This window comes from Bacteroides sp. 1_1_30, assembly GCF_020982715.1.
GTDB classification, from domain to species: Bacteria; Bacteroidota; Bacteroidia; order Bacteroidales; family Bacteroidaceae; genus Bacteroides; species Bacteroides xylanisolvens.
On the sequence record NZ_JAJKHN010000004.1, the window covers coordinates 1 to 14,008 of the forward strand.

The window sequence follows — 14,008 nt, forward strand, 5'->3', positions numbered from 1 at the left end:
CCCTTTCAGGGCTTGTGGCTGGTGTGTTTTTTTCGTAGGGCGTTGCCCTACGCTATATAATTAAGCCCTTTCAGGGCACCCCAATAAATATATAATTGTAAGGCTTTCAGCCTAACTGCTAAATTCCCATTTAACCCTTAAATACCCATTCGTGAAACGAATTTTGAACTATTACTTATGAGGATTATATCTATATTGACATTTGTCCTGTTTTTCAGTCTTTTCTCTGTTTATGCAGAAGATGGGAGCGCTTTGTGGCTTCGTTATTCAACGGGAGCAAAAGCAATAATAATGAATAAGAAACAATCTCCTACATTAAATATCGCCGTTTCCGAATTGCGGAACTTCTGGCAGGGAGGAATCCCCATAACGCTGGAAATACAGAAAAATAAGGAACTGCGTGCATTAGGAAATGACGGGTACATCATCCGCGCTTCTAAAGACGGTAACCATTTGACAATCACTTCTTCCGGTGAGCAAGGAATACTTTACGGAACTTATCATCTGCTTCGTCTGCAAGCCACCGGACAATTATCCGAATCAACATTGAAGTCTTTAAATGTCTCCGAAAAACCGGATTACCGGATTCGCGTCTTGAATCATTGGGACAATCTAGACGGTACAATCGAACGTGGCTATGCCGGACATTCGCTTTGGAAATGGGACGAACTCCCGTCGGTTGTTTCTCCCCGTTATGAAGCTTATGCACGCGCCAATGCTTCCATCGGTATTAATGCTACTGTGATAAACAATGTCAATGCAAGTCCTAAGATACTATCTGATGATTATTTGCAGAAAGTTAAAGTTCTGGCAGACATCTTCCGTCCTTATGGTTTGAAAATATATCTTTCAATTAACTTTTCTTCCCCGGCAGCTTTAGGTGGTTTATCCACCTCCGATCCGTTGGATAAAGAGGTGATTGCCTGGTGGAAGAAAAAAGCCAAAGATATCTATTCGTTGATACCCGATTTCGGAGGCTTTTTGGTGAAAGCAAACTCCGAAGGACAACCCGGACCGTGTGACTACGGGCGTACTCATGCCGAAGGGGCGAACATGCTTGCCGATGTATTGAAACCTTATTGCGGCATCGTCATGTGGCGTGCTTTCGTTTACTCGCCCACGGACAGCGACCGGGCCAAGCAAGCCTATCTTGAATTTGAACCTTTGGACGGAAAGTTCCGCGACAATGTGATTGTACAGATAAAGAACGGCCCGATTGATTTCCAGCCCCGCGAACCGTTCAGCCCGTTATTCGGAGCCATGAAGAAAACACCCGTGATGCCGGAATTTCAGATAACACAGGAATATCTGGGATTCTCCAACCACCTCGTTTTTCTCGCTCCCATGTGGAAAGAATGTCTGGACAGCGACACTTACGTACAAGGCGCAGGCTCTACCATCGCCCGTGTGACGGACGGCTCCTTGTTCTCCCATTCATTGACGGCTATTGCCGGTGTCACCAATATCGGTGATGACATCAATTGGTGCGGACATCCTTTTGCCCAAGCCAACTGGTATGCTTTCGGTCGTTTGGCATGGAAACATTCACTTTCTTCCGAGCAGATCGGTGAAGAATGGTTGAGGCAAACTTTTCTTCCGCTTGCCTTACAGCCGTACAACGATTCCGTCAATGAAATATCTTCCAAAGAGAGACAACAACTTCACTCTCAACTCTCCCTTCTCAACTCTCAACTTCTCCAAGAGTCGAGGGAAGCAGTAGTAGATTATATGATGCCGTTAGGACTGCATCACATCTTTGCATGGGGACATCATTACGGGCCCGAGCCTTGGTGTGATATTCCCGGTGCCCGTCCCGACTGGATGCCTTCTTATTACCATAGGGCAGATGACGGCGGTATCGGATTCGACCGCAGCAGCAAAGGGAGCAATGCGACCGCACAATATCACTCTCCTTTATGCGAACAACTGGATAATGTAGATACCTGTCCCGAAAATCTGCTTCTTTGGTTCCACCATGTTCCCTGGAATCATCGGATGAAGAGCGGGCGTACACTTTGGGCGGAGTTGTGCTATGCTTATGACCGTGGGGTGCAAGAAACCAGAAACTTCCAGAAGTTATGGGCGCCTATGGAGAAATACATCGACCCGGAACGATTCCGTGACATACAGCACCGGTTGAAGATTCAGACACGTGACGCGGTGTGGTGGAAAGATGCCTGCTTGCTCTATTTCCAGCAATTCAGCAAGCAGCCGATACCTTATGAACTGGAACGTCCGGTGCATGAATTGAAAGATATGATGGAATACAAACTGAATATCACTAATTTTGAATGTCCGCCTTACGGATTTACTAAATAGACAAGAAAAGTGCTTATTCTGTGATAAAATTGTTACCTTTGCGGTCAAAAATAAAACAGAATATAAAAATATGAGCCAAAATACATTCTGCATGGCGGGGGGCGTAGCACGCAACCCGCTTGTGCGTTTAGCCAAACCTATCACGGCAACTATCGGAGCGAACGAACATATAGCCATTGTAGGTCCCAATGGGGGTGGCAAGAGCCTTTTTGTAGATACATTAATCGGAAAATATCCGCTACGTGAAGGAACACTCCAGTATGACTTTTCCCCTTCCGCTACTCAAACTGTTTATGATAATGTGAAATATATCGCGTTCCGTGATACTTATGGAGCGGCAGATGCCAATTATTACTACCAACAGCGTTGGAATGCGCACGACCAGGATGAAACGCCGGACGTCCGCGAAATGTTGGGAGAGATTAAAGACGAACAACTGAAAAATGAACTGTTCGAGCTCTTCCGCATCGAACCTCTTCTTGATAAAAAGATAATCCTTCTTTCAAGTGGTGAACTGCGTAAATTCCAGCTCACAAAGACACTGTTGACAGCCCCCCGCGTTCTGATAATGGATAATCCGTTTATCGGACTGGATGCGCCTACCCGCGAATTGTTATTCTCTTTGCTTGAACGTCTGACAAAAATGTCTTCCGTCCAGATTATTCTGGTACTTTCCATGATGGATGATATACCTTCCTTTATCACTCATGTTATCCCTGTTGATAAAATGGAAGTGTTTTCCAAGATGGAACGCGAAGCCTACCTGACTGCTTTCCGCAACAGAGACGCAGCTACTTCTTTCGATGAATTGCAGAAACGGATTATTGATTTGCCTTATGACGGCAACAACTATGACTCGGACGAAGTGGTGAAACTGAATAAGGTAAGTATCCGCTATGGCGACCGCACTATTCTGAACGAACTGGACTGGACAGTGCATCGTGGGGAGAAATGGGCGTTGAGCGGGGAGAACGGTGCAGGAAAGTCTACATTATTGAGTTTGGTTTGTGCGGATAATCCACAATCATACGCTTGCGACATCAGCCTTTTCGGACGCAAACGGGGAACTGGAGAAAGTATTTGGGAAATCAAGAAACACATCGGATATGTAAGTCCCGAGATGCATCGTGCTTATCTCAAAAACTTGCCGGCTATTGAAATCGTAGCCAGCGGACTGCACGACAGTATCGGACTGTACAAACGCCCCCAACCGGAGCAAATGGCTGTATGTGAGTGGTGGATGGATATATTCGGCATTGCCGACTTGAAAGACAAACCTTTCTTGCAGCTTTCCAGTGGGGAGCAACGTCTGGCTCTGTTGGCACGTGCTTTCGTCAAAGATCCTGAATTACTGATTTTGGACGAACCGCTTCATGGATTGGATACTTACAATCGTCGTCGGGTTAAAAAGGTGATCGAAGCCTTCTGCAAACGTAAAGATAAGACGATGATTATGGTAACACATTATGAATCAGAACTTCCGGATACGATTACAAACCGCATCTTCTTGAAAAGAAATGATACGTTAATATATTAGAATATGATTTCTAATATTTTTTAATGAATTGATTGCTTTTTGTGTTATTTGGCTATCTTTGTGCTTAATTAAATGCAAAAAGTAACCACAAAGATATGAATAGTAGCCAAAATGCCATAGCTGTATTGTATAGGAAATATTGGCAAAAGCTCTATATTCATGCATATAATCTGCTGAATGACGGAGAAAGCGCAAAGGATGTATTGAGTGATGTGTTTTGCTCAGTACTTGAAAACAGCGAGCAGTTTGAAGGGAAGACTGATTTGCTGCCTTTATTCTATGTTATGGTGAAAAACCGTTGCATTGACCACATACGTCATCAGAATGTAGTGAACCGGAATGCGGAAAGATACTTGGAAGAACTTTATAGCGGTTGGACTGCCAAAGAGTATCGGGACTACGAAGATAAAATAGACCGGATGCAGGAGAGTATCCGCCAGATGGCGCCGCAAATGCGCATAGTAGTGGAAGAGTTTTTTCTGAATGAAAAGAAATGTGCGGAAATTAGTGAAATATTAAATATCAGTGATAATACAGTCAGAACCCATATTGCCCGGGCTTTAAAAATACTCCGTAAACGATTGAGTGTCTTTTTACTTATTACAGTTTAATGTTGAATCCTGCTCTTCACTTGTTTCACACTTTAGCTGAACAACTATAAATCAGATATTTATGGTGAATGGAAGTAGGAAAAACAAAGTAAATAACCCTTCACACCCTTCACGCACTTATATGGATTTGTTGGGCATATATGTCTGACGTGTTGGATCTATATGTCTAGCATATTGGATCTATATGTCCAATACGCACGGCATATATCTCCTGTAAACAAGGTATTAATGCCTGATAATTCAAGAGTTAATACCTTATAGCTCAAGAGTTAATACTTGATAACTCAAAAGTTAATACCCAACGGGTCATTTGCTATAAGCTAATTTATTTTTGCTTATAGCATATTCTTTTTTGCTTATAGCATATTTACTTTAGCTCATAGCATATGAAAAAAGAGGTGAAGGATGTGAAGGGTTGTTTGCTTTGTTTTTCTGCTTCCCTTCACCATAAATGTCTGATTTATAGTTGTTCATCTCAATGGTGAAACCTGTGAACCGTTGGAATAGTGCATTTGTGTGTTATCGTCATTGGTATACAGGCTTCATCTTTTGTTCTTCTGAATTTCCATCAAGAAAAAAAATCTCTCATAGGTGTCATTAATTTCGGTTGGCTCTACGTATTAAGATAAACAGTTGATTATTATGATGGAAAATCCAGACCAGAATTCAGATTATGCATTGCGTGCGATACAGGAACCGAGACTAAGGGAGACGGAAGAGTTCAACCAGTGGATTAGCGTACCTGAAAACAAGGAACTATTTCTCGACTTGATGGCTTGCAAGGAAGCTGTGATGCGTGAAAGCTTGGATAGGAGACGCAAGGCAAAAATGAAAACACGTATTTGGGTAGCGGCTTCTGCTGTGGCTGCCGTTTTGGTTTTGGCCTTTCTTATACCTTCTTTACTTCCTTCTTTCTTTATAAAAAAAGAGGAACCGGTGCGATTCTTTGTCGCAACTGTCAGTGGAGAACATGTGATGCTGCAAATGGACGGTCATCATGAACAACAACTGTTGGAAGACAGTGTGATGGACATCAAAGAATGGAAAACATTGACGCCGGATACCACCTGCTGCCAAACGTTGACTACACCACGTGGAAAAAGTTTCCTATTGGTACTGTCCGACGGGACTAAAGTGTGGATAAATGCTGAAAGTAGCCTGCGCTATCCTGTCGCATTCAACGGGAAGGAACGACGGGTAGAGTTGAAAGGTGAAGCCTGCTTTGAAGTGGCAAAGGATGAAAAATGTCCCTTTATAGTAAGTGCCGACGGCATGGATACCCATGTGCTGGGTACTAAATTCAATGTACGTTCATACACAACAGAAGACCGCCACGTGACATTGGTGCAGGGAAATGTGCAAGTGACCAACACGAACAGCCTTTCATCCGTAGTACTTCAACCCGGACAGGACTTGACTTATACGGAAACCGGAGAAGAGAAAATATCGCGTGTCAACATAGCTACCTATACGGCATGGACAGAAGGAATGTTCTATTTTGAAGATTCGTCACTGGAAGAAATTATGAGTTCTCTGGGCAGATGGTACAACGTGAACGTAGACTTTGAACGGGTGGAACTATACAATATCCGCCTGAACTTTTGGGCGAACCGCAACGCTCATTTGGACGAGGCAGTGGAACTGTTGAATAAACTGGAAAAAGTACGTGTAGAATATCAGGACGGGACTATTACGATTAAACATATATAACTTTACAAATACAACTCTTATGAAAAAGCAACAAATTACATTGTCTCGCAAAAAGGCAATGAGAAAGGTCGTATGGATGAAAGCCGCCTTCTTATTGCTGATGTTTGTGATTGCCCTGCATGGACGGGCACAAAATACGGACAGCAAATTGATTTCTTTGGAACTAAAGGAAGCGCCATTGGGAGAGGCTTTGAAGCAGTTTAGCAATGTGTCCGGTTATAAGGTGAATTTTCCTAGTGAAGATGTCGGAGCGTACCGGGTAAGCGTAAGCATACATCAGTTGGCACCTTTGGCGGCACTCCAGAAAATACTGGAAGGGAAGCCTTTTGAATATGAGGTGAAACAACATTTTATCACTGTCCGTAAAGTGAAGCCTGCATCGATTACTCGTAAAGTCAGGAACATCGAAGGGCGGGTAGTGGATGAAAAAGGTGATCCGCTGCCGGGTGCGAATATCCGGGGAATCGACAGCCCGTTTGGAGCTATTTCCGATATCAAAGGAAATTTCACTTGTAAAGTGATGGAGGAAACCCACACATTGGAAGTTTCTTTTGTCGGTATGCAAACTGAAAAGGTATCTATTAAAGGGCGTACTCATGTCAATGTGGTTATGCATGAAGATAAACAGCAATTGGGAGATGTTGTAGTGACGGGTTATCAGCGTATCAGCCGTGAACGTTCTACTGCCTCTTTCGGTTTTATAGATTCTGAACAACTGACAAGACAGATGCACAGTGACCTGGCGTCATCCTTGGAAGGGCAAATAGCCGGTCTGCGTATGGATATCAATCCGAATAACGGGGATATGAGCCCTATCCTTCGCGGTAGAGGTACGTTCTCAGATAAGGTAGGCACAATGCCGTTGATCGTCGTAGATGATATGCCGACCGACCTGACTTTGAGTGAGATAAATCCTTATAATGTAGAGAGTATTACTGTCTTGAAGGATGCGGCGGCAGCCAGTATTTATGGTGCTTTGGCTGCAAACGGCATTATTGTGGTAGTTACCAAACAGGCCAAAGAAGAGGGTGCGCATGTGAATATCAATGCTGATTGGTTCATCACCAGCAAACCGAATTTCAATAGTTTGAACCTGGCTTCTACAAGCGACATTATTGATTATCAAACAGCTGTGTTTGATGCGAATGTAGCCGAATCAGGCAGTGCATCCGGTTTTTTGTCCAGCTATAAGGCAGGCTACTATAATCCGTTGTTCCAACTTTATCTGGATCGGGAGAATGGTACACTAAGTAATAATGAAGTCGAAGCTACATTGAATCAGTGGCGTAATAATGACTATTATAAAGAATATCGTGACAATGCTTGGCGCACGGCTGTAACTCAGCGTTATAATGTGTCCGTATCGCAGAAAGTCGGAAAAAACAATCACTTCCTTTCGTTCAATTATGAAAATGACAAGGGGCGTACGATAAATGATAAAAGGAATAAATTCTCCTTGTATTATAAGTCGAACTATGCCATAACTAGTTGGCTGAATGTGAATGCCGGGGTGGACGCCCGTCTGGGAAGTAGCGATACACCGAATACCCTGTTTACCAGTTACACTATGCAACAACGTTATGAAAGAATAATGGATGCCGATGGTAACCGTTATAATTCTCCTTATGTGAATGTAAGCGGATATTCGGGTGGAGCTTACAATGGCAGTGTCGTGAGCAAGGCGGAAGGTGTTTCACCTTATAAAACATTTGGTTTCAATGTGCTTGACGCATTGGGTGAAGGCGGTACCAAATCACGCAATGTCAGCATCCGCCCGTTTGTCAGCTTGCAGGCACGATTCCTGAAGATGTTTAAATATAACTTCATGTATCAATATGAATGGAATCATAGCAAGAGTGAAGTGTTTGATGCGGAGGACTCCTATTTGATGCGTATGACGTACAACTCTATGATTGATACGAATGGAAATTCGGCAATGCCGAAAGGCGGACGGTTCTTTCAAAATGAGTTGAGCAGTAACCGTTATACTGTACGTAATCAGATAGACTTTGACAAAAGTTGGAAGAACCATGCAGTAACCGCCATTGCCGGACTTGAATTCAGGGAAAATAAGATTCCGAAACCTACCCGGCAATTAATGTATGGATACGATCCTCAGACACTGACTTCTGACATTATAGATTGGCAGGCATACCGTGACGGTGTAGGAACCAGTGCACTTTCCGGCAATACGATTACTTTGAGTGGCCTGTCGCCTACGTTGCAAGAATCACGCCATCGTTATGCATCTTTTTATGCCAATGCAAGCTATTCTTATCTGTCCCGTTATAATGTATCCGGAAGTATCCGCTGGGATCAGGCGGACTTGTTCGGACTTGATATCCGTAACCAGCGTCATCCCCTGTGGTCTGTCGGTGCGTCCTGGATTATGTCGGAAGAGTCATTTATGAAAGATATTGTTTGGCTCGACTTCCTGAAAGCACGTATGACCTATGGTATCAACGGTAATGTGGATCAGAGTTCGACTACCTATTTTGTAGTAAAGCAGAAGACCCAGAGCAATCCGATCAAGACGACATACCTGACTTATGATGATGATGATCTTCCGAACCCGAAACTCCGTTGGGAGAAAACAGCCACTTATAATGTGGGACTGGATTTCCGTCTTTTCAATAATTTAGTCAATGGTAGCTTGGAGTATTACAACCGCCACTCATCTGATTTGCTTGTACGCCGCTACATGGATCCTACATTGGGAGCTAAATCACGTGTAGTGAACAACGGTGAGATGCGTAACCGGGGTATCGAATTTTCTCTTACTGCCAATCTCATCAGGAAGAAGGACTGGAACTTTGCCGTTGATTTCAACTTTGCCCATAACAAGAACAAGATGTTAAAGGTGGATCATAGTGATTCGGACACTTCGACAAGTTTCATTATGAGCCCGCAGAACTACTTTATGGAAGGAACCAGTTATAATACGCTTTGGGCTTACCGTATCGACCGCATTGAAAATGGATATCCGGTAGCGGTGGACAAAGATGGGAATGACCTGGTGACGTTCAACGAGGATGGTACGGTTGCCAATATTACTACCGGATTGTCACTGAAAGGTACTGAGAATCTTGTAAATCTTGGCTCGCTGACTCCGAAATTTAATGGAGCAGTGTCCTTGAGACTTAGCTACAAGGGAATTGCCTTGAATGCTTTCTTTGTGTATGCAGGCGGTAACAAACTGCGTAATAGTGTGGTAAGTATGAGTGACCAGGTGGGAAGCCAGACGTTGAAAGACATAACCAACCGTTGGAGTGCGGATGCGCCGGATGCAAATGTACGTATGTATATTGATATGCCTACAAAGGTTAAAACTTACGCAAGTACTTTCCAGGATTGGTGGCAATATGGTGATATCAATGTGAAAGATGCTGGTTATGTGAAATTGCGTAGCTTGAGTTTGGGGTATAGTTTGCCGTCCGGTATCTGCCGTCAAATTCGGCTTAATTCATTGAATTTGAAGTTGCAAGTGAACAACCTGTTTACCTGGTGTAAGGCAGGAAGCGACATTGACCCGGAAAGCTACGGATTGAACAGCGGCACACGCGGCATGGCTTCACCCAAGACTTATTCTATCGGATTATCAACAAGTTTCTAATTATTAAAAAGAATATAGGATATGCGTAAATTACTTTATATATTGCCAGTTCTGCTTATCTTGGGATTTGCGGCTTGCGAGAATTACGTGGATATTACCCCTACAGGAAAGAAGACTGTAGACTCTACCGAGACTTATTATGAATTGGTGGCTTTGCCGAACCGGAGTTATTATCCGTCGTCTTTTGCTTTGTTGAGTGATAATGTCTGGTCAAAAGAATCGAATATTATCGGCAAGGAATATCTTTCCTCTGATGGAATCAATATGACTTTTAATGAGGATGCCGATCGTAAAGAATTAAGTGATAATAATCTGTATGCCAACTGTTATCAATACATCTTACGCTCTAACATCGTGATTTCATTGGTAGATCATAGTACAGGTGACAAGGATGTGAAGGAACTGGCTAAAGCGGAAGCAAAAATTATGCGTGCGTGGGATCATTTTATTCTGGTGAATACATTCGCTAAAGCCTACAATCCGGAGACAGCAGCCACTGACGGTGGTATTGCTATTGTCAGCGAATATGACTTGGAAGCGACTCCTACCAAAGCTACTGTTGCCCAAGTCTATGACTTTATCATCAAGGATATCGAGGATGCGTTACCTTATCTGCAGGAAGAACCGGTGAATGTATATCATCCGTCGAAAGCATTCGGCTATGCATTGGCGGCACGCGTTTACTTGTTCCACCGTGACTGGAAAAAGGCTAAGGATGCGGCGGAGGAATCTTTGAAACGGAACAATGCCTTGATAGATTATATAGCTTTGGATGCCGTCGGGGGACCGACTAAGGTTTCAACTTATGCCAAAGGTGGCAATCCGGAAGTGTTGAATTATGCTTATATGGGTAGTTATTCTGAAAACCCGTCTATTGCTTATGGTATGATTAGTCCGGAGTTAGTACAACTTTTCGGAGATAATGACGAGCGTTTGAACCTGTTCTTCAAAACGACCGGTAATCTTGAGTATTATTTTGACGAGGGTTCTGGAGCTGCTTTATGGAACACTGCCCTTACCTATTCTAAGTTTCAATACATGGCTGTAGGTATGCGTACAGCCGAAGTTTATTTGATTTTGGCAGAGGCGATGGCACGTTTGAACGATTTGTCCGGATCCGTTGAAGTGTTGAATCAGTTACGTGAAAAACGAATCAAAGGAAGTGAAGCTGTGCTTCCGGAACCGGCTACACAGCGTGAGATGATGCAGGAAATCATTAACGAGCGTCGTAAAGAGTTGCTCTTCGGATTCAGCCGTTTCTGGGATTTGAAACGGTTCAATACGGAAGCCGACTATGCAAAGACGATTACCCGTACTTTTCCGCTGGTAACTACGACCGTAGAACAGAAAATATATACATTGAAACCGGATTCACGTTTGTACATTATCCCGTTCCCGGTAGCTGCCCGTGAGAAGAATCCCAATTTGACACTAAATACTAACGAATAAAATAGATAGAAAAGCGATGCGAAAAATTTTAATGATGGCGACATACATACTCTTTACACTACAATGTGTTGGAGTGTATGCCGGTGGTAAACTTCCGCTGGAGTATGGAAACAAAAATCTGGTAGTTCATGAAGATACGGTCAAAAAAGACACTGTCAAGAAGGCTACTGCTTACGAGAAACTGTTGAAAGATGGAGGAAGTGAATGTGAGGGTATGTTTACGGTCCGTCACATCAAAGATGACTGGTATTTTGAAGTGCCGGATTCTTTATTGGGACGATTGTTATTGGTTGTTACCCGCTTTAAAGCTGTTCCGCAAGGATTTAAAATGCTTAGTGGAGAAGAAGTGAATCGAAGTGTGGTTTATTGGGAACAACATAACGATAAAACTCTCTTTTTACGTGAATATGTGCAGTCGCAGTTTGCCCGCCCGGGTGATAAGATAGCAGAGGCGTTGAAGCAGTCTACTGTAGATCCGGTTATCGGTAAGTTTGATGTTATCGGTAGAAATCCGGAGACTCGGGCACAGCTTGTCAACGTCTCCAAGTTCCTTTTAAGTGATAACAAGACCTGTGGCTTTACATCAAGTGACCGTTCTATTCTTGGTATTGGTTCTTTAGTTCAGGATCGTACATTTATGGATACTATAAAGACCTATCCTATTAATGTGGAAGTAGTAACTTTGCGTACTTACAACATAACTTCCGGCAAACTGCCGGCTGCGGCAACAGGATCAGTGACTGTGAAACTGAATACCAGTATGGTAATGTTGCCTAAAGAGCCGATGCAGCCGAGACTGGCAGATGAACGGGTCGGCTTTTTTCAGAATCCGGTGACAGAATTCTCTGATGAACAGCAAGTCACATCGCGTGGAGCTATCATTCAGCGTTATCGGTTGGAACCGAAAGACCCGGAACGTTATCGTCGAGGGCAACTCACTGAACCGAAACGCCCTATTGTATACTATATAGACCCGGCGACACCCAAGAAATGGATCCCTTATCTTAAAGCCGGTGTGAACGATTGGAATGTTGCTTTTGAAGCAGCCGGATTTAAAAATGCCATTATTGCCAAAGAGTGGCCGGACGATCCCACAATGAGCTTGGATGATGCACGTTATAGTGTATTGCGTTATTTGCCTTCGGAAACAGAGAATGCCTACGGACCGCGTATTGTAGATCCGCGTAGCGGAGAAATAATGGAAAGTCATATCTGTTGGTATCATAACGTGATGAACCTACTTAAGAAATGGTATATGGTGCAGTGCGGACCTTTGGATAAACGTGCGCAATCAATGACCTTTGATGACAAATTAATGGGAACTCTGATTCAGTTTGTCTCCTCGCATGAAGTAGGACACACACTCGGTTTGCGTCACAATATGGCTGCCAGTTCAGCTACTCCGGTAGAGAAGTTACGTGATAAAGCCTGGGTGGAAGCCAACGGTCATACGGTATCAATCATGGACTATGCACGATTCAATTATGTGGCACAGCCTGAAGACCGGATTTCAGAAAAAGGACTTTTCCCTCGCATTGGCGATTATGATAAATGGGCTATAAAATGGGGATATCAATATCGTCCGGAATTTAAAGACCCCTTTAAAGAGAAAGCGGCATTACGTGCCGAAGTTACCAAGAAACTGAAAGGAGACCATCGTTTATTGTTTATCGGTGATGAAGGAAAAGGCTCTGACCCGCGCAGCCAAAGCGAAGATTTGGGCGACAATAATATGAAGGCTAATGAATATGGTATCAAGAATCTGAAAAGAGTGATGGAGAATATTCTGACTTGGACGGCGCAACCCGACGGTCAGTATGACGACTTGAATACTATCTATAATTCAGTTCGCGTCCAATACCTGAAGTATACGCTGCAAGTACAGAAAAATCTGGGAGGCCGTTATACCAAAAATGTGCCGGATAGCAAAGGGCGTGATTATGTGCCGCGTAGCATACAAAAAGAGGTTGTTGAATGGTTGGGACGTAACTTGTTCGTAGCTCCCCTCTGGCTCTATCCGGACGAAGTGGTAAGTCGTGTAGGCCTGAAAGCGGTAGATGAAATTAGCGACCGTCAGAGTTCTGCGTTAGCTTTGTTGCTTGCGCCGGGAATGCTTCACAATATCTATTCAACTTCCTTCAGCGTACCCGAACCGTATTCACTGGACGAGTATTTGAATGACGTATTTGTCGCTGTATGGAAACCGTTGAACGATCCTAATGAGTTGGAGAACAATTTCCGTCGTCAAACACACCGGACTTATCTGTCGTTTGTAGAGCGTGTGATTAAACCTAATGAGAAAGATAATACAAGTTTGAATATGACAGTCACCCGTTCTGATATTCAACTCTTTATGGAGAAACATCTGGACAAGATTGAAGAGCATGTAAAGGAACAGTTGGCAGCTTGTAAGGAAGGAGATATGAACTATCGCCACTATTCATCTTTGCTGCGAAACATCAAAAAGACGAAAGAAACCTATTATGGAAAAGATGCTGATGTGTAGACTTCAACAGTGGAACTTTTTAAAAAGAACAGAAAAGTAGAACAGATTTTCTTGTATATATAAACTCTCTCTTTTTTACTTTAACAGACTTACTCTTCTCTAATGATAACCTTGCTTTGATGAATCATCATCCATAATGCAAGCTTAGAATTAGAGGAGGGTATTTTTTTATGTCCCTGATTACTGCATCCCGCTTCTTTGCAGAAAGAATCATTATTTCTGGGTATTGACAACTATTTGTTTTCTAGTGAACTTTGTGAAGA

7 protein-coding genes are annotated in these 14,008 nt (G+C 43.3%); all 7 read left to right on the plus strand.

Features of this window, described 5'->3' with window-relative positions; translation table 11 throughout:
* The first annotated feature begins 177 nt into the window (after positions 1-177).
* The 7 genes from LPH68_RS01525 (at position 178) to LPH68_RS01555 (ending at position 13,745) form a co-directional block, all read left to right on the plus strand.
* On the plus strand, positions 178-2,319 hold the full coding sequence (locus tag LPH68_RS01525) for an alpha-glucuronidase family glycosyl hydrolase (RefSeq protein ID WP_117683596.1): 2,142 nt from the start codon (positions 178-180) through the stop codon (positions 2,317-2,319).
* Positions 2,320-2,389: 70 nt separating this feature from the next.
* Positions 2,390-3,856, plus strand: coding sequence for an ATP-binding cassette domain-containing protein (locus LPH68_RS01530; protein ID WP_121960188.1), 1,467 nt, complete (start codon positions 2,390-2,392; stop codon positions 3,854-3,856).
* Positions 3,857-3,951: 95 nt separating this feature from the next.
* A complete protein-coding gene (locus LPH68_RS01535; RefSeq protein ID WP_008026044.1) occupies positions 3,952-4,467 on the plus strand; it encodes an RNA polymerase sigma factor in 516 nt (171 codons plus the stop codon).
* Positions 4,468-5,109: 642 nt separating this feature from the next.
* A complete protein-coding gene (locus tag LPH68_RS01540) occupies positions 5,110-6,177 on the plus strand; it encodes a FecR family protein (RefSeq protein WP_230296838.1) in 1,068 nt (355 codons plus the stop codon).
* Between the two features lie 19 nt (positions 6,178-6,196).
* Complete coding sequence (locus LPH68_RS01545) at positions 6,197-9,790, plus strand: SusC/RagA family TonB-linked outer membrane protein (RefSeq protein WP_117685137.1); 3,594 nt, start codon at positions 6,197-6,199, stop codon at positions 9,788-9,790.
* Between the two features lie 21 nt (positions 9,791-9,811).
* Positions 9,812-11,239: a RagB/SusD family nutrient uptake outer membrane protein gene (locus tag LPH68_RS01550; protein ID WP_117685139.1), complete on the plus strand. Its 1,428-nt coding sequence runs from the start codon at positions 9,812-9,814 to the stop codon at positions 11,237-11,239.
* A 16-nt stretch (positions 11,240-11,255) separates the two neighbouring features.
* On the plus strand, positions 11,256-13,745 hold the full coding sequence (locus LPH68_RS01555) for a zinc-dependent metalloprotease (protein ID WP_008645803.1): 2,490 nt from the start codon (positions 11,256-11,258) through the stop codon (positions 13,743-13,745).
* The last annotated feature ends 263 nt before the right edge of the window (positions 13,746-14,008 follow it).